This window comes from Lysobacter sp. Soil_N_23 (assembly GCF_057656135.1).
This window is the reverse complement of record NZ_JBDGKY010000021.1, coordinates 1-22,614: the sequence shown is the minus strand read 5'-3', so window position 1 is coordinate 22,614 and position 22,614 is coordinate 1. Positions and strand designations below refer to the sequence as shown.

Genomic DNA, 22,614 nt, shown 5'->3' with positions numbered 1-22,614 from the left:
TTGTCATCCCGAGCGCAGCGAGGGATCTGTCTTACGCGGCGAAACAACAGGTCCCTCGCTGCGCTCGGGACGACATTGGACTTGTTCAGCGTTGCCTGAACGCATGCGTCCTCCGCGACAGTAGTCGCTGCGGACGACCGTCCGCAAGCCATGCGCGTCCGACAAACGGCATAGCTCCTCCGGGGTATGGCCCGTCACTGGGGTGGCCTGAACAATCGACGCAGGACTGGGCTGGCACTATCGGACGCCGACAACATGAAGCGCGGGCGGTCATCTGCAGGCGAACGTCGAACGAGTGCAGCGACGGCCGCTCCGCGGTCGCGTCGGACGACCGCACGCTGGCTGCCCATGGCAATCGTGCTGTGCCTGGCCTTCGCGCAAGCGCCCGCGGCGACGGCGCAGGCCGCCGCTTTCGACTGGCGGGCGCGCGGTGTGCTGTTCAGGGTCGAGGCGCTGGCAGCGCCGGCAGTTCCCACTGCTGGCGGCGCCAAGGCCGCGACGCGTCCATGGAGCTACCTGTTCGCGACCCTCCACTACGGCGATGCCGCCGGGCTGGCGCTCGACCTGGCGCGCCTGCGTGAGCGCGTCACCGAAACGCGCGTGCTGGTCAACGAAGTCAGCGGTGCCGAGCAATGGCGACCGGAGTACGAGCGCTATCGCACGCTGCCGACCGGCACCAGCCTGCGCCGCCTGATCGGCGATCCGGCATTCGCCCGGCTGCAGTCGCAGTTGCCGCAGTATCCCGCCGCCAGCCTCGACGGCCTCAAGCCGTGGGTGGCGATGAGCATGCTCGAACTGCCCGACTCGGACCAGGACAGCATCGACATCCAGCTGGAGGATTGGGCGCGCGCGTCGGGCATGCGCCTGGTGCACCTGGAGAACCTGCCCGAGCAACTGGCCGCGCTCGACTGCGTACCCGCCGAGGATTACGCCATCGTGCTGGCCCAGCGCCTGCGTGGCGGCTGGTCGTTCGAGCAGGAAGCGCGCCGCACGGCGGACTACTACCGGCGCCGCGACCTGCCGGCGTGGCTGGGCGAGATCGAACGCTTGCCCGGACTCGACGGCGAGGCGATCGCCATCGAGCACAGCGCGCGCGGTTGCCTGATCGAAGCGCGTAACCAGCGCTGGCTGCCGGTGCTGGAGGAACTGCTGCGCGAGGACAACTGCTTCGTCGCCGTCGGTGCGATCCATCTGACCGGCGAACACGGCCTGCTGGCGCAACTGAGCCAGCGCGGCTTCACGGTGACGGTGGAGCCATGGTGATGGTCACCTACGGGCGCGTCCCCGGGGCGTGGCAAGGCCGCACTCGCGATGGAGCATGGCGATGAACGGAATGCGCCGCGTGTTCTGGGGCCAGGGCGGGTTCCTGTCGCCGCAACACCTGCAGGGCCAGGATGCCTGGCAGCAGCAGTACAGCCTGCGCCTGCACGCGCAGACAACGCCTTTCTACTGGGGCTTCGAGGCACTGCAGCTGCGCGAGGACGCGCTCGCCAATGGCGTCGTCGACATCGACCGCTTCACGCTGATCACCCGCGACGGCGAACGCATCAGCGGCGGTTCGGCCGACACCCACGCCCGCGAGAACGGCCGTGCGCCGGCGCGCAGCCTGGTGGAGATGCAAGTCGAAAGCAAGGAACCGATCTCGCTGTACCTGGCCAGCCAGCGCGATCGCACGCTCGACATCCATGCGCGCGGCGAGAACGGCCGCTTGCCGCCACGCCACCAGCTCGTGTCGGAGGAGATCGAAGACCCGTTCGACCCCGAGGCGCCCGCCAGCAGCATCGACTTCCTTGCGCACCAGCTGCGCATCGTCACCAGCCTGGACGACAACGCCGAGAACCTGCTGCAGGGGTGCGAGGCCTACAAGTTCGCCGAGATCATCACGACCGCGCCCGGCAAGTTCAAGCTGGCGCTGGACTACGTACCTCCGGTCGTGGCGATCTCGGCGTCGAACAACCTGTTGCGCTGGACCCGGGCGTTGCGCGACCTGATGATCTCGCGCGGCCAGGACTTCGCCGCGGCCAAGCGCCAGCGCGGCATCCGCGCCGCCTCCACCAGCGCGCAGGAAGTGATGCGGCTGGTGATGATGCAGACCTTCGCCCGCTACATCTGCGCGCTGCAGGAACACGCCAGGCTGGGCGTGGTTTCGCCGTATCCGATGTACCAGCAGCTGCGCCAGCTGGTCGCCGAGTTCTCGACCTTCTCCGAGGACACCGGCTACTTCGGCGCGGTGCGCGGCAGCTCCACGGCGACCGAGCTTCCCGATTACGACCATGACGACCTGCGGCGCTGCTTCCGCAGGGCGTTCGAGTGTGCCGAGACACTGGTCAAGGCACTCACCGTCGGCGCCGAGGTGGGCATCACCCTGGCCTTCGACGGCCGCTTCTACAAGGCCGACCTGGCCGCACACCTGTTCGAGTCCGACAAGACCCGCTTCTACCTGGCCTTCGAGTCCGACATCGGCGGCCAGGCCCTGTTCGAGCGTCTGTCGCGGACCGGCAAGATCGCCTCGATCGAGGAGATGCCCAAGCTGCTGCAGGCGGCCCTGTTCGGCCTGAAGATCGACCTGCTGCCGGTGCCGCCGGAGGAACTGCCGCAGAAGACCCCGAACACGACCTACTTCCTGGTCGATACCCACCATCCGTTCTGGCAGATGATCCGCAACAACCGCAACATCGCGGTGTTCAGCGACCTGCCGGCCGACGGCACGGTGATCAAGCTCTACCCGGTTGGCGCCGAAGAGTGACCGACGATGGCGCGCCTGATCGACTACTTCAAGCCGGTGTTCTCCTTCGGCGCCGAGCTGGACGAGAAGATCGCCAAGGGCGAGGCGAGCCAGCCGGTCGCCGAGGTCCAGGCGCACGCGCATCGACTGGTCGAGCAGGCACGCGCGTCCGCCCTGGCCGGCGGCCAGCGACCGGAACATGTCGAATCGGCGGCATTTGCGCTGGTGGCCTGGATAGACGAGGTCATCAGCCGCAATCCTAGCTACCTGGGTGCGGTCAGCCCGCTGCAGGTCGCGCTGTTCAACACCAACAACGCCGGTAACGAGTTCTTCTATCACCTCGCCAACCTCAAGGCCGGCGAGGACGAAGTACGCGAGGTCTACTACCACGCACTGCTGCTGGGCTTCGTCGGCCAGTACTACTACGAGACCGGCGACAGCGGCGAGCTGGGCAAGCTGAAGGAGTTGCACGCCAGGCAACTGCCGATCGAGCCGGCGCCCACTCACGTGCTGCGCGAGGAGAAGATCACGCCGCAGCCGTACCTGAGCCGCGATCCGCCGGGACCGCGCTACCCGCGGCAGTGGGACAAGCTGCTGCTCAAGATCGGCCTGGTGGTCGCGCTGCTGATCCCGCTGCTCTACCTGGCATGGTTCCTGCTGACACCCGCACCGAAGCGCGGGCCCAATGTCGCGCAATTGGTAGCTGAGCGCCTGCGCGGCTATCCGTGCTCGGAACTGGCCTCGACCCTCGGCGACGACGGCAAGGTCACGGTGTCCGGCTTCGTTTCCAGGCCGGAGGAAATCGAGCAGGTGCGTCGCGACATCAGCGCGATCGATGGCGTCAAGGACAGCCGCTTCGACGTCAAGGTGCGGATCTGGCCGCACTGCGAAGTCATCGCACTGCTCAACCCGTACCGCGAGCGCAACCTCGACGAGCGCATGGGCTTGCAGGTCAAGCCGACCACGGGCCACTCCGATCGCTTCTTCAACGGCGAGCGCATCATCGTGGAACTGCAGCAGGCCAACTACGACGGCTACCTGTACGTCGACTACTACTCGGTCGAGGGCCAGGTGGCGCACCTGTTCCCGAACGCGATGGAGCCCGACAGCGGCCGCCTGCTCAAGGCCGGCGAGCGCTTCAACGTCGGCGAGGCCGAACGGACGTGGTCGATCGGCGCACCGTTCGGACAGGAGCTGATCACGGTGATCGCGTCGCCGACGCCGTTGTTCGATGTCCAGCGCCCGGAAATCGAGGATGACGCGCGCGGCTACGTCGAACTGCTCAAGGAGAAGCTGGCCGGCGGCCAGGCCGATCCGAAGCTGGCGGCGCACTACCTGGTACTGCAGACCGAGCCGGGGACAGGGACGGGGAGCGCGCCATGAACCCGCTCGACTGGATCAGCGGCTTCTACTCGCGCATTCCGGGCCTGTCCTGGGTGTCGCGCCTGTCCCGGCCGGTACTGCGCAATGTGCTGGCAATCGCCATTGCCCTCGTGCTGGTGTTGCTGGTGCTGTGGGTGCTGGTCGGCGTGCTGCCGCTGCTGCCCGCGCGCTTCTGGCAGTTGGCCGGCCTGTGCCTGGTCGCGCTGGCGGTGCTGTGGTGGTTCGCGGTAGGCGCGCGCCGCTACTCGCGCCGCGGCTTCAGCCGGCAGCGCATCGGCGACCTCGGCCCCGGCAACCCTGATGACGAGCGCGAGCCGCTGGCGAAGATGCGTGCCGCGATCACCGAGGCCAAGGGCACGATCCAGCGCTCGCCGGACATCGACAAGGGCCGCGAGCCGCTGTATCGCGTGCCCTGGCTGTTGTTCATCGGCGACGGCGATGCCGGCGTCGCCGGCGTGCTGGCGGCCGCCGGAAAAGTCTCGCCGTTCCCGCCGCCTCGCCAGGACGGCGAGGATCCATCGCAGCTGTGGCGCTGGTGGTTCTTCAAGTCGATGATCGCCATCGAAGTCCATCCGCGTGTCGTGTGCGACACCAGTGCCAGGCTCGAGCGCGGCCTGTGGTACCAGGCGCTGACCCTGCTCGGACAGGAACGCGACAAGCTTGCGCTCAACGGCATCGTGGTGTGCGTGTCGGCACAGACCCTGCTGGCAGGATTTGGTCCCGGAAGTCCGGACGCGGTGAAGGCCACCGGGATCCGGCTGCGTCGCCTCGTCGACGAGACGATGGAGCATCTGCAGATCAAGCTGCCGGTGTACTTCGTGGTGACCGGGCTGGAGCGGCTGCACGGCTACGAGGACTTCCGGCATGCAGTGCCGGTTGAAGCGTTCACACAGGCGCTGGGGTTCCGGCTGCCGGAGACCGAGGTGGTCAGCGCCACCACTTCCAACAAGCTCGACGAGATCCTGGTTCCCATCGTCGACCGCCTGCACGCCCTGCGCGAGACGGCCTTGCGCTCGCAGGCCACGCCGTCGGCACGGCGGGGTGTGTTCGAGTTTGTCGAGGCCTTCCCGCGCATGGCCGATGGACTGCGCGCATTCGTCACGCAACTGCTCGAGGACAATCCGTTCCAGCGCACGCCGCGCTGGCGCGGTCTGTACTTCGCCGGCGGCGCGAGCAGCACTGCGCCCGAGGGCGCGTTCGTGGCCGACCTGTTCACCCGCTTCTTCCCGAGCGACCAGCCGTTGGCGGTGCCCAGCGTCAAGGGCGATGCCGGGCGCATGGCCGGCGCCGGGCTCGGTGTCGCGGCGATGCTGGCGCTGTCGGCGTATCTCAGCTACGGCCTGTTCGCCGCGCGCAAGGACGATGCGCAGCTGCTCGCGCAGACGCGTGCGGCCTGCGTGGAACGGCTCGGTGCCGGTGCCGGCGGTCGCATCGCCTGGGTGGCTGCCTGTGGACGCACCATCGAACGGCTGGAGAGTGCCGAATCCAAGACGCTGCTCGGGTTCGGCATCCGCCGCGCCGACAACGACATCGAGCAGCTCAAGGGCAAGGTGGTGCAGGACTTCTCGCGGCTGATCCTGGCGCCGTATGACCAGATGATCAGCGCCGACCTGGCCCGCGGCGAAGTCGGGCTGGAGCATTCGCTGGCCTTGGCGCAGCGGTTGCGCCTGCTCGATGAGTGCCGCGGCGGCGGCAAGCACTGCCGCGAGCGCGAGTTGCGCAACAACGTCGTGTTCGATCCGCAATCGCGCCTGTTCGCGCCGTTCAAGTCCGGCATCGCCGATGCCAGGGTCGATCGCGCCCGCGGCAGCGACCTGTTCGCGACCTACCTGGGTTACCTGCGCTGGCAGGACGGCGACGTGCTCGACCAGGAACAGCAGCGCCTGCGCGACGAGTTCGGCCAGGTCATGACGCGCTACCAGCCGCGCCCGAAAGACGTGCAGGCATGGGCGGCCAGCCGTCGCGAACCGCTAACGCTGGCGACTTTCTGGTTGCCGACCGGTCAGCCCGCGGCAGCTCCGGCGGAGGCGATGGCGATGGTGCCCGGTGCCTACACTGCCGATGCCTGGGAGGGCGTGGTCGCGCCATGGCTGGACACGACCGCCGAGCTGGCGCCGGCGCGCAAGACCGCACTCCAGCAGTTTCGCGACGGCTACTTCCAGGAGTACTTCCGCGCCTGGGGTCGCTTCCAGGCTCGCTATCTCGAGGGCGTGCAATTGTGGCGCGGCCGCCAGGGCGAGCTGATCACGCGGGCGGCCGGGAAGGAGAATCCTTACGGGTTTTTTTTTGAGAGTGCGCAACGCAATCTGTTCGGCCTGCCGCTGCAGTGGAGTGCCGGCGCGCGCTGGGCGGCGAGCTGGGCGCAGATCAGATCGGACTGGTTGCACGGATGGCGACCGGCCGGTCGCTTCATCGGCGACAGCATCGCCAGCTGGTTCCATCGCAACGCGCGGGTGAAGCCGCCTCCCTGGCTGCCGGCCCTGCAACAGACCATCAACGGCCCTTTGCGCGAGCAGGAACCCCTGTTCGCGAAGGCTTATCTGCGCCTGGCCGATCCCGACCAGAGCCAGGAGGTCTACCAGATCGCGGCCGCCTACTTCCAGGCGAAGGGTCGCCCGAGCGACGGCCCGGCGGCCGACTACGCCAAGCTCATGGACGCGCTGGACAAGCCGCCGGAGAAATACGCCACCCAGTTCAGCGGCGAGGACCAGGCGGCATGGTCGATTGCACAGGGGCGTGCACGCCTGTTGCTGCTGCTCACCCTGTACCGTGCCGGCGAGTACGTGCAGACACGCTGGAACGAGAGCATCGTCAAGCCACTGGCGGCCGTTCCGGCCAGCGACCAGGTGGCGACGCTCTACGGCGAACAGGGCAAGCTCAATGCCTTCGTCAACGATTGGCTCAAGCCGTTCGTCACCGAGAAGGAACGCACGCCCGTGCGCGTGGCCGGGATCGCGATGCCGCTGGCGCCGGCGTTCCAGCGCGTGGTCGGCGCCGAGCGGCAGTACCTGCCGGTGCTCGGTTCGGACAAGCCGTTCCTGGCCGGAAGCTTCGTGTTCGCAGGTCCCAGCGAGGCTGGCGAACTGTATGAAGGGCCGGACGGGACGACGCTGGAAGTGGATTGCAAGGAGCGACTGTTCCGCGCTTCTTCCAACGCGCGATCGCTCGCGGAAGCGAAGGCGACCGTGTTCTGGTCGCCGGTGTCGTGCGTGGAGGCGCGGATCAGGATCGACCTGGAAGAGCCGATGCCCGATGCGATGCCCGCAGCGACGGCGCCAGCGGCGGTGGCGGCTGCCGCTGCGCCGGCCGTCCCGTCGCCCGCGCCGGCAGCGCCGCTGCCGGTCGTCGCCGGCGAGAGCCTGGGCCTGACCCGGATCTACGCCGGCCCCGACGGCTTCGAACAACTGCTCAGCGATTTCCAGGACGGCAGCCAGACCTACGCCCTCCAGGACTTCCGCGAGTCATACACGCCGGCGCAATGGAGCCAGCTGGTCTCGCGCCTTCGCAGCGCCGGCTTCGAGCGCGTGCGCGTCAACCTCCAGGTCGAACCCTCCGAGGAGATGGGGCGATACCTGAGCGCGCGCGAGCGACCGGCTGCGTTGCCGACGCGCATCGTCGAATGAGGAACCGTCATGAGTACCGAACTGAATGAGTGGCTGGACAACTGGACCCGCGCGATCCGTGAAGACGCCCCGGCCGGCGACGACGTCAGCTTCAGCGACGTCTTCGACACGATCCGCGAGGCGCGACGGGCCGACGACCCCAATCTGTCGCAGGGCGACTGGGAACACGAATTGAAAGTGGCGAACTGGCGCGAGGTGATCAAACTCGCCGGCGACGTGCTGGAAAACCGCAGCAAGGACCTGCAGGCGGCGGTCTGGTTGGGCGAAGCCTTGATCGCCCAGCACCGCCTCGACGGTGCGCGCGCGGCCTGCGAATTGCTGTCGCAACTGCTCGACAGCTATTGGGATGATCTCTACCCGCGCGTCGAAGGCGATGATCTGGAAGAGCGCGCAGCCAAACTCGCCTGGTTCAGCGAGTATGCCGGCCAGGCGGTCGCGGGATTGCGCCTGACCCCGGGCGAGGAGGCCTACACGCTGCTCGACTGGCAGGTGTCCCGCGAGGTCGACAACCTGGCGAGGCAGAACGCCGATGCCCATATGGAGGCCGTCGCCGAAGGCAAGCCGACCGGCGAGATGTTCGACCGCGCGGTCGAGAGCAATGCCGACGCCAGCCTGCTGCAGGACCACGCCGACGCGGCGCAGGCGCTGGCCGCATTCGACCAGCTCAAATCGGTCGTCGATGCCCGCCTGGGGCGGGACGCCCCGAGCCTTGCCAGGTTGCAGGACGCCATCAAGCGCGTGCAGCAGATCATCACCAAGGCTGCGCGCAGCAAGGGCCTGCTGGGCACCGAAACGGCCGGCACAACCGAGCCGGAGGGGCAGGAGGAGGGCGCGCCTGGGGTTGCCGGCGACTCAGGCGCGCGCTCGCTGAACCTGAATGGCTTCGACGCCGCCAACAAGGCCGCCGCGGTGCGCGCGCTGGGTGAGATCGCGGCCTGGTTCAAGCGCGCCGAGCCGCACAGCCCGGTCTCGTACCTGCTCGAGCGTGCCGTCGCATGGGCCGACACCCCACTGGAGGAATGGCTGAACGAGGTCGTCGGCGATCCGACCACGCTGTCGGCGATCCGTTCGCGGATTGGCCTGTCGGGATGAGCACCCGCCCGGACGGGCCAAACGGCATAGACCTTCTACTGGCCTTCCGTCGGATTTTCCGCCCCCTTGGTGCTGCCTAGACTCGATCGCAACGGCCGGCGACGCGCCCACTTCACGCTTCCCCCAGTCAACACGTCCCCAGAGCATGAGCACCCCGTCATGGCGAAGAAAGAAAGCACGCAGCACAAGCTTGATCGCGTGCGCGCGCCGCGCGTGCAGCTGACCTACGACGTCGAGGTCGGCGATGCCATCGAGAAGAAGGAGCTGCCGTTCGTCGCCGGCGTGGTCGGGGACTTCAGCGGCCAGCCCGCCGAGCCCCTGGCCAAGCTCAAGGAGCGCAAGTTCGTCAATGTCGACAAGGACAACTTCGACGACGTGCTCAAGGGCATGAAGCCGCGTGTGCAGTTGCAGGCAGAGAACCGGCTGAAGGACGACGGCTCCAAGATCGGGGTCGAGCTCACCTTCAAGAGCCTCGAGGACTTCAGCCCGGAGCGGGTGGTCAACCAGATCGAGCCGCTGCGCAAGCTGCTGGAGGCGCGCCAGCGCCTGGCCGACCTGCGCAACAAGATGGCCGGCAATGACAAGTTCGAGGAACTGCTCAACGACGTGCTGCAGAACACCGACCAGATCGCCCGCCTGAGCAAGGAATTGCCGACCGGCAACGAGTAGGCGCGAGCGCGACCCGTCCGTACATTCCGCAACCGAGACCGCAGGCATGGCCGAGTCCAAGACCGAATCCGCATCGCAGGCGCAAGCCGCTGCCGCCGAAGGCAGTCTGCTCGACCAGATCATCAGCAAGAGCCGGATCGCCAAGACCGACACCGAGCGCGATCGCGCCCGCGACCTGATCGGTGAGCTGGTCAGCCAGGTCATGGACGGGCAACTGGTCGTCTCCAAGGACGCCATCGCCTCGCTCGATGCCCGCGTGGCCGACATCGACCGGCTGATCTCCGACCAGCTGTCGGCGGTCATGCACACGCCGGAGTTCCAGAAGCTGGAAGGTTCCTGGCGCGGCCTCAAGTACCTGGTGGACAACAGCGAGACCAGCACATCGCTGAAGATCAAGGTCCTCAATGTCAGCAAGAAGGAACTGACCAAGGACTTCAAGAACGCATCCGACTTCGACCAGTCGACCCTGTTCAAGAAGATCTACGAGGAAGAGTACGGCACCTTCGGTGGCGCACCGTTCGCCACCATCATCGGCGACTACGAGTTCACCCGGCATCCGGAGGACATGTACCTGCTGGAGGAGATCTCGCACGTGGCATCGTCCGCGCACGCGCCGTTCCTGTCGGCGGCATCGCCGGAGCTTCTCGGCTTCGACGACTTCACCGAACTGTCCGGCCCGCGCGACATCGCCAAGATCTTCGACACCGTCGAATACGCCAAGTGGAAGTCGTTCCGCGCCTCGGAAGACTCGCGCTACGTCGGCCTGGCCATGCCGCGGGTGCTGGGACGCCTGCCGTATGGACCGGAGACCGCGCCGGTAGAGGCGTTCAACTACACCGAAGACGTCAGCGGCAAGGAGCACGACCGCTACCTGTGGATGAACGCCGCCTACGCGCTGGGCAGCAAGGTCACCGACGCCTTCGCCAAGTTCGGCTGGTGTGCGGCGATCCGCGGCGTCGAGGGCGGTGGCCTGGTCGAGGGCCTGCCGACGCATACCTTCGCCACCGACGACGGCGAGGTCGCGCTGAAGTGCCCGACCGAGATCGCCATCACCGACCGCCGCGAGAAGGAACTGGCCGACGCCGGCCTGGTTCCGCTGGTGCACTGTAAGGGCACCGACTACGCCGCGTTCTTCTCGACCCAGTCGGCGCAGAAGCAGAAGGAATACAACACCGATGCGGCCAACGCCAACGCGCGACTGTCGGCGCAGCTGCAGTACATCTTCGCGGTGTCGCGCGTGGCCCATTACCTGAAGTCGATGATGCGCGACAAGCTCGGCAGCTTCGCCTCGCGCGCCAGCGTCGAGCACTACCTCAATGGCTGGATCGGCCAGTACGTCCTCCAGGACGACACCGCCTCGCAGGAAGCGAAGGCGCAGCATCCGCTGCGCGACGCGAACATCGAAGTGGTCGATGTTCCGGGAAAGCCGGGCGCCTACAAGGCCGTGGCCTTCCTTCGCCCGCACTACCAACTCGATGAACTGAGCGTGTCATTGCGCCTGGTCGCCGAGCTTCCAAAGTCGGCGCGCTGAACCACGCCAGCAAGCACAACGTTCCAGGGAGACATGGTCATGGCATCGGATTACCTGCTAGAGGTTGATGGAATCAAGGGCGAATCGCAGGACAGCAAGCACAAGGACCACATCGACATCCTGTCGTTCTCGTGGGGCTGCATCAATGCCGGCGCCTCGTCGCACGGCGGCGGCGGCGGCGCCGGCAAGGCCGAGTTCGGCGATGCGAACTTCACCAAGAAGGCGGACGTGGCAAGTCCGAAGCTGATGCAGGCCTGCGCCACCGGCCAGCACATCAAGAAGGCCATCCTGCACGTGCGCAAGGCCGGCGGCGACCAGCAGGAGTACTACAAGGTCACCATGTCCGACTGCCTCGTCAGCTCCTACCAGAGCGGTGGCTCGGCGGGCGGCGACTCGATCCCGATGGAGCAGGTGGCCTTCAACTACTCCAAGATCGAGTTCGAGCAGAAGGTGCAGAAGGCCGACGGCACGATGCAGGTCGGCGCGAAGGCCGGCTACGACATCAAGGCCAACAAGGCGATATAGGGCAGCCCTTGTCCTGTCATCCCGAGCGCAGCGAGGGACCTGTTTTCCGCGGCGAAACAACAGGTCCCTCGCTACGCTCGGGACGACATTCGACCTGTTCAACGTTGCCCTGCGCCAAGGCTCGCATGCGTCGCAGGCGCGAACGGAGTGCGGAAAACAATGCTGCGCAGCCTGATCGAACGACTGAGCAACGAACGCGACGACGACCCCCGCCGGGCAGGCGAGTATGGATCGGCCAGCGATCTGCGCGATGCGGTGTCGCAGGACCTGGAAGAGATGCTCAACACCCGTTCGGAAGGTGCCCGCCTGCTGCCGGAAGCGTTCCCGGAATGCCGGAATTCCGCGCTGACCTTCGGCATCCCGGACTTCTCCGCGTACAGCCTGATGAACCCGGCGGAACGCGACCGCATCCGTCGCGGCCTGGAACACGCCATCAGCCAGCACGAGCGTCGCCTGACGCGGGTCCGTGTAAGCCTGGAGCCGCAGCGCGAGTTCGAGCGCGCCTTGCGCTTCCGCGTTGATGCTCTGCTCAGCCTCGGCCCGGAACGCGAGAAGGTGCGTTTCGACGCGGTGCTGCAGCTGGCGACGCAGGTGTATGCGGTGAGTTGACGCGCGACACGGTGTAGTCCAGTCCTGAGGTCACAAGGGTCACCCCCATGCCACTCGCACCCGCCAATGCACTGACCTTCCAGCTCGGCTGGAGCGACTTCGGCGAGCCGCGCAAGATGTCCGCACCGGGCGCTGGCGAGTTCAAGAAGGCGGCGCTGACCGCCGTTGGCTGGACGGTCGACGTAGCCAATCTCAACGTCAAGGCGGTCGAGGGCAGCAAGCCGGTCGTCTACAAACTGGTCCAGGGGCCGACCGCGACGGTGCAGTTGAACAAGAGCCTGATGTGGGTGGCCAGTTTCGTCTTCGACGACTGGAGCAAGGCCAAGCGCGACGCTTTGCTCGATCACGAGCAGCTGCACTACATGATCGGCGCACTGGCAGCACGCGACTACGCCAACGACTTCGACGCCATCACCGCCAAGTCCTACGCGTCCGCAAAGGCCGGGATCGACGACATCAAGGCTGCGCTGGCACGCAACAGCGAAGCCAAGGCGCAGGCGTTGCAGGACGCCTACGACGACCAGACCAAGCACGACCCCACCGGCTTCAAGGCCGAGCAGGCCAAGTGGACCGCGGCGGTCGCGACCGCGAAGACCACCGGCAAGCGCTTGCGCGACTGCCTCAAGACTGCCGGACTGATCAAGTAAAAAGCCCCTCTCCCGCGCGCGGGAGAGGGGTTGGGGTGAGGGCAAGACGTGCGAGGCAAACTAGCGAGGTAGCACCGCCATGGCACTCCAATCCACCATCCTCGCCGGATCGCCCAGGCTCGAACAGGCGGCCGCCGGCGGGACCTCGGTCAAGAAGCGTCCGCCCGACGACGATCCCGACGCCGTGCGACGCATCCAGCGTGCGCTGCTGGAGTTGGGTTTCCCACTTCCCAAGTCGTTTCCCAACGGTCCTGCCGGAGACCCTGACGGCCTGTTCGGGCCGGAGACGTTCAACGCCGTCTACGGGTTCCAGAAACGCGTTTTCCCAAACGAGTACGGCCAGTGGGATGGCCGCGTCGGCAAGAACACGCTGGCGAAGATGGACGAGCAGTTGCCGAAGTCGGTGCCGAGCGAGGAAACGACCGTGCAACAACCCATGCGGGTGTCGACGGTGTCGCGATGCGAGACCGGTGCCGACAAGCCGGCAATCACGCTGCCCGGGATCCGCCGGGTGTAGGGGGGCATCGCGCGCTACAGCCCCTGTAGCCAACGATGTGCCTGTTCTTCACCATCGAACGACCGCGCCAGTTCGTCGTGGTGTTGCTGCGCATACTCCAGCGCGAGCACCAGCGGCACCGTGTACTGCGGCCTCCCCAGCACGCCTTCGGCCGTGGCCAGCATCGACCTGGTGGCATTGAGAGGGGCAGTCACGACCTCCACTGCGTTGTCGAACGGGTTGACGCACAGCGACGCAGGCGAGGTCACCAGGTACTGGCGGCATACAAACGGACGTTGGTGATGGATGCTGCAGGCATCGTCCTGCAGAAACGGACAGACCAGGCCGAGAGCGAAGTAGCGCTGCGCCAGCTCCCGCGCCTTGGCCGCATCCAGGCTTGGATCGCGCGTGAGAAAAGGCTGATCGAGGCCCGCCTGGCGCAGCCGTTCGGCCCGATCGGAAAAGCGCGCGCGCACTTCGCGCTGGCGGACCTGCGGCATGGCCTCGATCAGGCGTGCCAGCGCGTAGGCTTCCGGCGGCGTGACGGGTACCGGCTGCGCGCGGCAGCACGCCGAGCAGCCCTTGCGGCACGAGACCGTGCGGCCATCTTTCTCGTAGTGCTCGACTGTCTTCGCGATTGCGGCATCGTCGATGGCGTACATCAAGGGCAGAAGTTCATCCAGGCGCGCAGGCTGCGGTGGCAACGGCGCATCGATCCGCAGTGTCTCGTCGAGCAGCCTGAGTTCGATCCTGACGCGTCCTGGCATCGCTTCCTCGCCGCGCATGCGCGCGTCAGGCGACCAGCAGCGCCAGCTTCGCAGCCTGCGCCAGGCCGGTGTCGATCTGCGGCGCCAGCTGCTCGCGCCACCAGTCGGACGAACGCGCCGGTTCTCCGGTTGCAGCCGGTCGTCCAGCCATGCGTTCGGCGAGAGCATCGAGCAGGGCAGCGCGATCCCGACTGCCGTCCAGCAGGCGTACCAGCTCGCGGGTGAGCGGATTCTCCAGACGGACCACGGACGGTCGCAGGCTCGTGACCAGCTCGGCACCGCGGTCCAGCTGCGCCAGCACCAATGCGCTCGCGCGCGGCCGCGCTCCGGGGCTCGGAGCGAACCACGGCGGATCGCACGTCAGCGTCAGCAGACCGAGTTGGAAAGCCAGAAGCAGGGCGTGACGGAGCGCCTCGCGGTCGGCATCGAGCGTCGACTCGTCGTGGCCGACCTCGCTGCGTGCGGCATCGAGCAACTCCGCGAAGGATTGCGGTGCGGGAAACGACCGGGCGATCTGCAGGAAGGCCGCCTTGACTACCGGCTGGTCGCTGCTGACACCGGCCCCCAGCGTCTCGCGGAACTGCATCGCCACGCCGTTGCCCAGGTCGGGCACCTGCGGCTCCCAGGTGAAATCGCCTACCGCATCACAGCGCTCCACGGCGTGCGCATCGGGTTCGCGTTGCAACGGTGCATCCGCGTGGTACAGCAGCGTCTGCCGGAAGCGCCGTCCCTTGAGGAAGTCCAGGTACTGCTCCTTGAGCACTACGTCCTTCGCCGCCAACTCGCGCAGATGCGCAGCGGCTGGAGCCGGTGCGACCACTTCGCTCATTTCGTAGTAGTCCGCTTCGCCCAGAAAGCTCAGGCCGAAGCGCCGCATGTCGGCAACGAAGTCCGTGACCGTCAGCGGCACGTTGAGTTCGGCCAGGTCGTCGTGGAACAGCACCGCCGGGTCGGTCTCGTGCAGCAGTTGCCGTGCCTCGTCGCGCACGACCTGCGGGTAGGCCTTGCTGCCGAGCACGTCCTGCTCGAGTGAGCGCAGGAAGACCAACGCCTGTGCGACCCGCTCCTGTGGCGCACGGACGTCGCGCAGGTGGAACCGCAGCATCTCCCAGATCATCCGCCGCAGATGGCAGCCGGGCAGGGCGTTGTAGCTGATGTAGGCAACGCCGTCGCGGGCGAGGTGATCGCGGCATAGCGCCAGCAGCGCATCGCGAACCGGTGCCGGCACCCAGGAGTAGAAACCGTGCGCGATGACATAGTCGAACGGCCCCGTGCCCGGTTGCCATTGGCAAAGATCTTCCTGCAACAGCGACAGGTTGTTCAGCCCAAGCTGCGCGCGCAGTTCCTCGCCGCGAGCGATCGCGACGGCCGAGAGGTCGACGCCGATGAACTGGCTGTCGGGATAGGCCATTGCCATCGGGAACAGGTTGCCGCCATCGCCGCAGCCGACTTCCAGCAACCGGCAGCGCTTCGGCGATGCCGCGCCGATGCCGTGCAGGCGGGCGATCGCCGACAGTCGCGCCGGATGGGTCTGCGGGCGCGGATTGCTCGGATAGTCGACGATGTCGTAGGCGGTGGCCACGGGCAGCGCGGGCGCCGGCGCATTCATCCTGTTCATGCCGCTGCCCGGTTCATGCGGCCGCCAGGTTGAGAGCGGTGCGATCCATGGTCAGCGTGGCCACCATCGCCTCGCGCAGCTGGTCCGGCGTCACCGGCTTGTACAGCACCGGAATCCGCGCCGCGCTGATCTCACGCAGGCGCTCGCTCTTGGTCTCGCCGGTGATCAGCAGGCGCGCAAATGGCGGCGTCAGTCCAGCGTTGTAGTGCCGGGCCAGGGCAGTGAGCGCATCCAGCCCGCTGCGACCGGCGCCGAGTTGCAGGTCGCTGATCACGATGTCAGGCGGCAGCCTCCACGCGCGCACGGCTTGCAGGGCCTGTTCGGCATCCTCGGCGGTGCGGATGTCGCAGCCCCAGTTGCCCATCAGCAGGCGAATGCCTTCCAGGATCACCGGCTCGTCATCGATCACCAGCACGCGCAGGCCGGAGACATCCAGTGGACGGTCAAGCGCAGCCTCCAGCGTGAGTCGGCGCGCGGCCGGCGCCGGCGGCACCAGCACGCTGAACACCGATCCGTGATCCGGCCGCGAGCGCAACGAGACGGGCAGGGCGAGCAGCTCGCAAAGCCGCTGCACGGTGGCCAGGCCTAGCCCGAGGCCGCGCTGCGCGCCGTCGCCCGCCTGCGCGCACTGTGCCTGGTAGAACGCCTCGAACACGTGCGCCTGGTGCTCCTGCGAGATGCCGGGGCCCGTGTCCCATACATCTATGCGAACACCGTCGTGATGTCGCCGCGCGCCCACCAGGACACCGCCGCTTTGCGTGTAGCGCACCGCATTGCTGACCAGGTTGTTGAGCACCCTCAGCAGCATGACGCGGTCGCTACGCACCCACAGGTCGGTCTTGCGCACCTGCAGGCGCAGCCCGCGTTCCTCGGCGGCCATGCGGAAGGTCCGGCTGACCTCATCGAACAGGAGGTCGAGCTCGAACGCTTCGATGTTCGGTTGCATGGCGCCGGCATCAAGCCGGGACAGGTCGAGCAACTCGTTGAACAGATGGTCGAGCGAGCCGACGCAGTCCTGGATGCGCGCGATGCGACCCAGCCGGGTTGGATCCTTCTCGCCCAGCTCCATCGCCGAGCAGAACAGCGTCAGTGCGTACAGCGGTTGGCGCAGGTCGTGGCTCGCCGCAGCCAGGAACAAGGCGCGCGCATGGCCGGCAGTTTCGAGCGCGGCGTTCTTCTGCTCCAGCGCCAGCGTGGCCTGCTCGATCTGGGCGTGCATGTTCCGTTGCGAGTCGTGCAGTGCGGCTGCGGCGGTATTGAAGCCGCGCTGCAGCTGGCCGATCTCGCCATCGGCCGTCACCTCGACCTCGATCGGCTTGTTGGCCTGTCCGAGGAGATTGACGGCGCGCGCGAGTGCGCCGATCGGCGCACCGATCCAGCGGGCCGCACGCCAGCCGATCAGCCAAGTGGCGAGCAGGCTCAGCAGCAGCAACGCCAGGACCTTGCCGGCATGGGTGCGATGCAGGGGCAGGACGTCGTCGAGGCCGACCTCGATGCTGACCGTGCCCACGGCTGCGCCGGAAGTGGCATGCACGGGCTGTTGCATGGTCTGCGACTTTCCCGCCGCATGGCCCTGTCGGGCGGTCGAGGCGAGCACGGTGCCATCGGCGGCGGCAATGCGCACACCCTCGATGCCGCGCTGGCGAGCGGCCACCCCGGCCAGTCGCGCGAGCGCGTCGCGGTCGCCATCGAGGATCGGTTCGGCGGCGACATGCGCGATCTGCACTGCCGAAGTCTTCGCCGCGTCGATGCTGAGATCGTGCAGCTCCTGGTGCTGCCAGTAGGTGGACAGGCCCACCACCAGCAGCGCGCTGGCCGCCGTCGGTACCAGCGCCAGCAGCGTAAGTTGCCGTACCAGCGAACCACCGCTCGGGCGTGCCCTCACGTCATCGCTGCGCGTATCGGGCGCGGCGGGCACGGGAAGTCGGTCTGGACGATCCTTGTGAACCATGAACACGGCCGGAAACCAGCGGGGGCGGCTGGCCCCGATTGCTGCGGGGCATCTGATACCAACGTCGCCCGGTGCGGGAGAAGGCCACCCCGGATTGCAGGCGCCTGGAGTGCGCTGAGACTCGCAAAAAAGCCAGAAAACTCAGCAGGTTGCATTCCTGCCGAAAGCGCGTCGTTGTAGCTGGCCGGGCCATCGGGCGCCCCGGGCGGCAGCGAAAGACGCGCGCCGCACTCTCAACTCGCGGGTCGGATCTTTGATCTGTCCCCAGGTCGCAATTCTGCGCATGCGCCTGGCTCGACCGTCCACATGGAGTTGGATACCCGCCATGCTCCGTCAATCTTCACGAAATCGAATACATCGACTCCGCAGTGGCTGGTCTTGCCATCTATCCAGAACTCATACGGCGCCCACACAACTGCAATTCCGCCGCGGATCAGTACGGTTGGCGACCAGTAGCGCTCGCGGTACGTACGCCCGTCGTCCCGGGATGGATCGATCCAGTACGAGTTCGGGTGCGCTACGACCTCCATGGCGCCACTTTCGGTGGCGCGAGCTCGGTACGTCATCCCTTCAGGCGTCTGCATCGCCGCCATCGCCTGGAGATCGTTCGCTGAGATAGCGAGCATATAGCGGTCCATCGCCGCGAGCACTGCCTTCTCGTCATCAGGCTGATGCCCGGTCGCGAGCGATGCAGGTCGAGCGTCGAAAGCAGAAATCGCGAGTAGGACCGCGAGGGCAGTCAAACCTATGGTTCGAGTCATCTCAGTCTCCCGATTGGATGGCGAACATGCGCTTCGCTACCGCCTGACGCTCGAATCAAGCCGATCCGCGAAGCCGCTTCGGCTTGAATGAACTGTTAGCCCCTGCCGCGATAATCTGGCAGTGCAAGAATGAAGTGCCTGATTGATTGATAGTCATGGGTGCATAGCCAGTCCTGCGCGCCTAGCAATGCCTGACCTTGCTCCCACGGCTCATTGTCCAAAAGAACTTCGGTGACTTGAACTCGGCCGTGATACGTGCCGAGAAAGACACGAACCCAGTGTGCTCCCGGAGGGGTGGTCTCAGCGAACAGCGACGTGAGTTTGGATAGAAAGGTCGGGTAAGTGTTGCTCAGTGTGGAGTTGCCGGAGTGATTGGTAAGCAAGGGGCCGCTAAAAACCGTCCACGCTGAATTGCCACCTTGCCAGTGCTCAATCCCGGCCTGCTCCTCCTGACAGGAATGGCTAGTCAGGCCCTCGATAAGGACATGGAAGGTTCCGAGCAGCATCTTTCCGAAGGCATCGGATATCGCTTGTTCTCTGGACGCGCCAATCCCGGCGAAACACTCCACGATGGGTTGGCCAACGAGCAGGTCAGACCAGGCCTGTATTTGCAGGACGACAGTGGAGTTGCCGGGGGAAGCATCATGGTCAAAGACGTTGGCCTCCAACTTGAGGCGGCCATCATCCACACAGAGGACACCATCGTCATCAACAACGCCGAGTGAGTGGGCTTCAATGGCGGCTTTTAGTCGAGTAGTGATTTGATTGATCAAGGGAATAGTGCCAAAGCCAAGCCGACCGCGAAGCGGTTCGGCTTGAAATGAATTGTCAGGTGCCAGCCGACTTGCCGGCACCACGTTTTGGCACGGGACCGCTGAACCTGACCACGACCCACGCAATGGCACAGGCAGAAAGGGCTAACCCCCAAAGCGGGATGTAAAAGATCCAGGCCAAGCCAGACTCCCGTACGGATACTGCAAACAGCACCCATAGCTGGAACGTGACGAGTAGCGCGTTGAGAACGGAAAGAACCCATAGAAGTGCGGAGCCGCGCGCACGGGGCCAAATGGCTAGCAGGCCTACCAGCAGATGTGGAGCAGCCATGAACAAGTAGTTTGGCAGCAGGTACTCAATGCCTGTGGTTCGTCCGCTGTAAAGCCCAACCAACAGGTACACCGCTGCCGGAACGCAGAGCTGCAAGAGAACCAAGACCGGAAATGATCTCGCCATTGGCACCTAACGCCAGAGTTATGCCGCACCGCGGAGTGGTGTCGGCTTGAATGAATTGTTAGCCCCCCGCCGGTGCTGTGCTGACAATACGCGACAGCATGAGAACGACAGACAGAACAGAAAAACCCACGCAGACGCGAGCTAGGCCGCCCCATACCTGATTGTCAGTGTTATGCGCGCAACGCCAAATGCAGATCCAGCAAAAGATGACGTAAAGCGAGTACACCACCCAAGGCATAGCCAAGATGGCAGAGGGGGCAGGCCGCGGGGAGATTGCGGCGCTCATGAGCGTAATTACAAGCAGCGCCACAACCTGTCCGAGAATGCCAAGCAACCAGTAGGCGTGCCACAACTTGGCAGAGCCTCCCCAACAGCGCGCAAAGAAATTCGGATCGCTGCTCCTCCCGATGGTACGGCGAGGTGACGCGATGGGTGCGACTTCGCTGGTTGGCGGAGTGTATGGGTTGGAGTCGCTCACGGCCGGTCCTTTGGTCAAGGGGCTAACGCCAGAGTTAAGCCGAGCCGCGAAGCGACTTCGGCTTGAATGAATTTCTAGGCGGCAATGGTGCGCCGCCATGGAACCACCTCAGCCGCTTTTGGAGGAGGTGTTCCAAGAGGGGCTGCCATTCCTCGGCCATGCACTGCTGAGACCAAGGAGACCCACCATGCAGATAGGTGAAAGAGAAGGCGCCAGACTTGGAATTGAACCGGATTTGCAGCTCGTCGTCACCGGCAGCAAAGTCTGCAACGCGACCTAGGCATAGCTTGTCGTGCGATGTGTAGGCGAACAGGCCGATGGCAAAAGGCGAACTGGCTAGGAACTTGACCAGCGCAAGCATTGGCTCGATGTGCCAGCCGTGCTCATGCACGAGGCCGTCGTAGAAGGAGACTACGTTGGACCAAGGGCGCGTACGAACATGCATGGGTTTTCCGCCTAACGCCAGAGTTAAGCCGCACCGCGGAGCGGCGTTGGCAATGAATTGTTAGGGTGCAGGCTGCGGTAGTCCATGACTGCAAGGTAGAGGACCGAACCCGCCACGAGGGCGCAAGACGTCGCTATCGGATAGTGATGCGGGCTAAGCCACGAGAGCCCCCAAAGCGCGAAGTACCCGATGGCCACGAGATACGCCAGAGCCAGTGTGCCCGTGACCAAGAGGCGCCAAAGGCGGCACCCCGACGCCTGGCAGACGGCCCGATTGAGCGACGATAGCCCGGCAACTAGGACTAGAAGAGCGGCACAAATCATGGAAAGCTCCGCGGTCTCTGCTAGCGGAATGCCAATTGAGTCAGCATGGCCGGGGTAAACACCGTCGCGCAAGTTTGCAGCGAGAACGGCCCTGATTGTGCCGTTGACCAGCAGTAGTGATGCTGCCAACACCATCAGCTTGCTGATCAGTTTCATCTGCACCCTAACGCCAGAGTTAAGCCGCACCGCGGAGCGGCTTCGGCTTGAATGAATAGTTAGACGTCGGAAATTGCCAAAGTAAGTGCGACAAATCCGGCTCCTTGGAATAGAGAGGTGAGCTGGCAGACTGGACGGGACTCTGATCCGGCAAGAAAGGAGCCCCAGCCGTGACGTACCACCAGCTCACCGAGCCTGAACGATACACGATCTCCAAGTTGCGAATGAGTGGCCACTCGGTGGCTGAAATTGCCCGCATTCTGGGGCGCCACCGCAGCACTATCTACCGCGAGTACAAGCGCAACAGCGTGCAGGTCCGGAAGTACCTGGTCTACTGCCCGAGCAAGGCCCAGGAGCAACGCAACGGCCGTCTTCGGCGCAACCGCCGTGGCCGTCAGCACCACGATTGGCAGTACGCCCGCGTCGCGGGCTTGTTGCGGCAGCAGTGGAGTCCCGAGCAGATCGCCGACACCCTGAGCAAGCTGGGCGAGTTCCGGATCAGTTTTCAGACGATCTACCGACACGTCCGGCGTGACTGGAAGGCCGGTGGCCAGCTGCACCGGAACTGCGGCGCCGCTACAAGCGGCGCAAGCGCCACTATGGCCTGGAGCGCCGTGGACGCCTGCAGGGCAAGCGCATGATCGACGAGCGGCCGGCCGAAGTTGAAACCCGGAGGGTGCCTGGACATTGGGAGATCGACACCGTGATGGGCGCTTCATGGGAGAAGCCTTGCATCGTCACCCTCCCCGAGCGCGCCACCGGCTACCTGCGGATCGGGAAGCTACCCAACCGCACCACCAAGGCCGTCAACCGACGCGTCATTGAATTGATCCAAACCACCGGCGCACCGTTCCGAACCATCACCGCCGACAACGGCACCGAGTTCCACGGCTACCCCAAGATCGAAGAAGCCACCCGGACGACGGTGTACTTCGCACGTCCCCATCACCCTTGGGAGCGCGGTACCAACGAGAACACCAACGGACTGATCCGGCAGTACCTGCCGAAGGGCAAGAGCATGGCGAGCTTGACGCAGCGGCAGTGCGATGCGATCGCCCACAAACTCAACACACGACCGAGGAAGCGCCTTGGCTACGACACTCCACAACAACGTCTGTTCGGCTGATCAGCGTTGTCGCACTTGGTGGTTGAATTCACCCCTCATTGTGCAAACACCCTTCTTGCAATTGCGGAGCTGAACCCAACTGACAGAACGCCAGCAAAGTAGAAGCCGCCTGTCCAGAACCAGAAGCCGACTGGGTCACGCGATCGATAGTACGTCTGGGTATGGTTTGAGCGCCGTGGTTCCATGCGGATATGACCATCGTCAATTGCCTTGTACGAGAATCCAAGCATGCCAAGACCGACAATGGCCACGAGCGTCATGCTGGCTAGTAGACCGGAACGATCGGCTTTTGGATCCAACTTCCGCGACTTGCGGAGGATCCACAAGGCGACGAAAGCGACGAACACGATGGTTACTAGAGCAAAAGCCATGCTGATGAGGCCTAACGCCAGAGTTAAGCCGAGCCGCGAAGCGGCTTCGGCTTGAATGAACTGTTAGGCGGCACTGGCGCGAACCTTG

The 22,614-nt window shown here is 65.5% G+C and carries 18 protein-coding genes and 1 pseudogene; 12 read left to right on the top strand and 7 right to left on the bottom strand.

From position 1 onward, the window contains the following. Positions 1-348: 348 nt before the first annotated feature. The 11 genes from AC3A3X_RS14585 (at position 349) to AC3A3X_RS14535 (ending at position 13,321) form a co-directional block, all read left to right on the top strand. Positions 349-1,263, top strand: coding sequence for a TraB/GumN family protein (locus tag AC3A3X_RS14585; RefSeq protein ID WP_487583746.1), 915 nt, complete (start codon positions 349-351; stop codon positions 1,261-1,263). A gap of 61 nt (positions 1,264-1,324) precedes the next feature. Further along, complete coding sequence (tssK, locus tag AC3A3X_RS14580; protein ID WP_487583745.1) at positions 1,325-2,746, top strand: type VI secretion system baseplate subunit TssK; 1,422 nt, start codon at positions 1,325-1,327, stop codon at positions 2,744-2,746. Between the two features lie 6 nt (positions 2,747-2,752). Then, a complete protein-coding gene (locus AC3A3X_RS14575) occupies positions 2,753-4,108 on the top strand; it encodes a DotU family type IV/VI secretion system protein (protein ID WP_487583744.1) in 1,356 nt (451 codons plus the stop codon). Next, positions 4,105-7,731 carry a type VI secretion protein IcmF/TssM N-terminal domain-containing protein gene (locus AC3A3X_RS14570; protein ID WP_487583743.1) on the top strand — a complete coding sequence of 1,209 codons (3,627 nt, stop codon included), beginning with the start codon at positions 4,105-4,107 and terminating at the stop codon, positions 7,729-7,731. Before AC3A3X_RS14575 ends, AC3A3X_RS14570 begins: the two co-directional genes overlap by 4 nt. 9 nt (positions 7,732-7,740) lie before the next feature. Then, positions 7,741-8,823: a type VI secretion system protein TssA gene (tssA, locus tag AC3A3X_RS14565; protein ID WP_487583742.1), complete on the top strand. Its 1,083-nt coding sequence runs from the start codon at positions 7,741-7,743 to the stop codon at positions 8,821-8,823. A 159-nt stretch (positions 8,824-8,982) separates the two neighbouring features. Beyond that, entirely contained in the window at positions 8,983-9,492 is a 510-nt protein-coding gene (gene tssB / locus AC3A3X_RS14560; RefSeq protein ID WP_487583741.1) for a type VI secretion system contractile sheath small subunit, read from the top strand. A gap of 46 nt (positions 9,493-9,538) precedes the next feature. Next, complete coding sequence (gene tssC, locus AC3A3X_RS14555) at positions 9,539-11,023, top strand: type VI secretion system contractile sheath large subunit (RefSeq protein WP_487583740.1); 1,485 nt, start codon at positions 9,539-9,541, stop codon at positions 11,021-11,023. 39 nt (positions 11,024-11,062) lie between these two features. Further along, positions 11,063-11,548: an Hcp family type VI secretion system effector gene (locus tag AC3A3X_RS14550; protein ID WP_487583739.1), complete on the top strand. Its 486-nt coding sequence runs from the start codon at positions 11,063-11,065 to the stop codon at positions 11,546-11,548. Between the two features lie 159 nt (positions 11,549-11,707). Further along, a complete protein-coding gene (gene tssE / locus AC3A3X_RS14545; protein WP_487583738.1) occupies positions 11,708-12,157 on the top strand; it encodes a type VI secretion system baseplate subunit TssE in 450 nt (149 codons plus the stop codon). A 47-nt stretch (positions 12,158-12,204) separates the two neighbouring features. Then, positions 12,205-12,804: a DUF922 domain-containing protein gene (locus AC3A3X_RS14540; protein WP_487583737.1), complete on the top strand. Its 600-nt coding sequence runs from the start codon at positions 12,205-12,207 to the stop codon at positions 12,802-12,804. A 79-nt stretch (positions 12,805-12,883) separates the two neighbouring features. Further along, complete coding sequence (locus AC3A3X_RS14535; protein WP_487583736.1) at positions 12,884-13,321, top strand: peptidoglycan-binding domain-containing protein; 438 nt, start codon at positions 12,884-12,886, stop codon at positions 13,319-13,321. Between the two features lie 14 nt (positions 13,322-13,335). On the opposite strand, the gene AC3A3X_RS14530 is transcribed toward AC3A3X_RS14535, so the two are convergent. The 6 genes from AC3A3X_RS14530 to AC3A3X_RS14505 all read right to left on the bottom strand — a co-directional run bounded on the left by AC3A3X_RS14530 (position 13,336) and on the right by AC3A3X_RS14505 (position 20,550). Then, complete coding sequence (locus AC3A3X_RS14530; protein WP_487583735.1) at positions 13,336-14,085, bottom strand: YkgJ family cysteine cluster protein; 750 nt, start codon at positions 14,083-14,085, stop codon at positions 13,336-13,338. A 7-nt stretch (positions 14,086-14,092) separates the two neighbouring features. After that, positions 14,093-15,685, bottom strand: coding sequence for a methyltransferase regulatory domain-containing protein (locus tag AC3A3X_RS14525; RefSeq protein WP_487583734.1), 1,593 nt, complete (start codon positions 15,683-15,685; stop codon positions 14,093-14,095). Between the two features lie 13 nt (positions 15,686-15,698). Continuing rightward, the gene (locus AC3A3X_RS14520) at positions 15,699-17,603 is read right to left on the bottom strand and encodes an ATP-binding response regulator (RefSeq protein ID WP_487583733.1); all 1,905 of its coding nucleotides are present in this window, start codon (positions 17,601-17,603) and stop codon (positions 15,699-15,701) included. A gap of 266 nt (positions 17,604-17,869) precedes the next feature. Continuing rightward, positions 17,870-18,397 carry a hypothetical protein gene (locus AC3A3X_RS14515; protein ID WP_487583732.1) on the bottom strand — a complete coding sequence of 176 codons (528 nt, stop codon included), beginning with the start codon at positions 18,395-18,397 and terminating at the stop codon, positions 17,870-17,872. Between the two features lie 95 nt (positions 18,398-18,492). Beyond that, positions 18,493-19,170, bottom strand: coding sequence for a DUF6348 family protein (locus tag AC3A3X_RS14510; protein ID WP_487583731.1), 678 nt, complete (start codon positions 19,168-19,170; stop codon positions 18,493-18,495). Between the two features lie 969 nt (positions 19,171-20,139). Beyond that, entirely contained in the window at positions 20,140-20,550 is a 411-nt protein-coding gene (locus tag AC3A3X_RS14505; protein WP_487583730.1) for a hypothetical protein, read from the bottom strand. Between the two features lie 649 nt (positions 20,551-21,199). On the opposite strand from AC3A3X_RS14505, the pseudogene AC3A3X_RS14500 reads away from it, so the two are divergent. After that, positions 21,200-22,155, top strand: a pseudogene (locus AC3A3X_RS14500) (IS30 family transposase). A gap of 35 nt (positions 22,156-22,190) precedes the next feature. Here AC3A3X_RS14500 and AC3A3X_RS14495 read toward each other — a convergent pair. Then, positions 22,191-22,526, bottom strand: a complete 336-nt coding sequence (locus AC3A3X_RS14495; protein ID WP_487583729.1) for a hypothetical protein — start codon at positions 22,524-22,526, stop codon at positions 22,191-22,193. Positions 22,527-22,614: the final 88 nt, after the last annotated feature.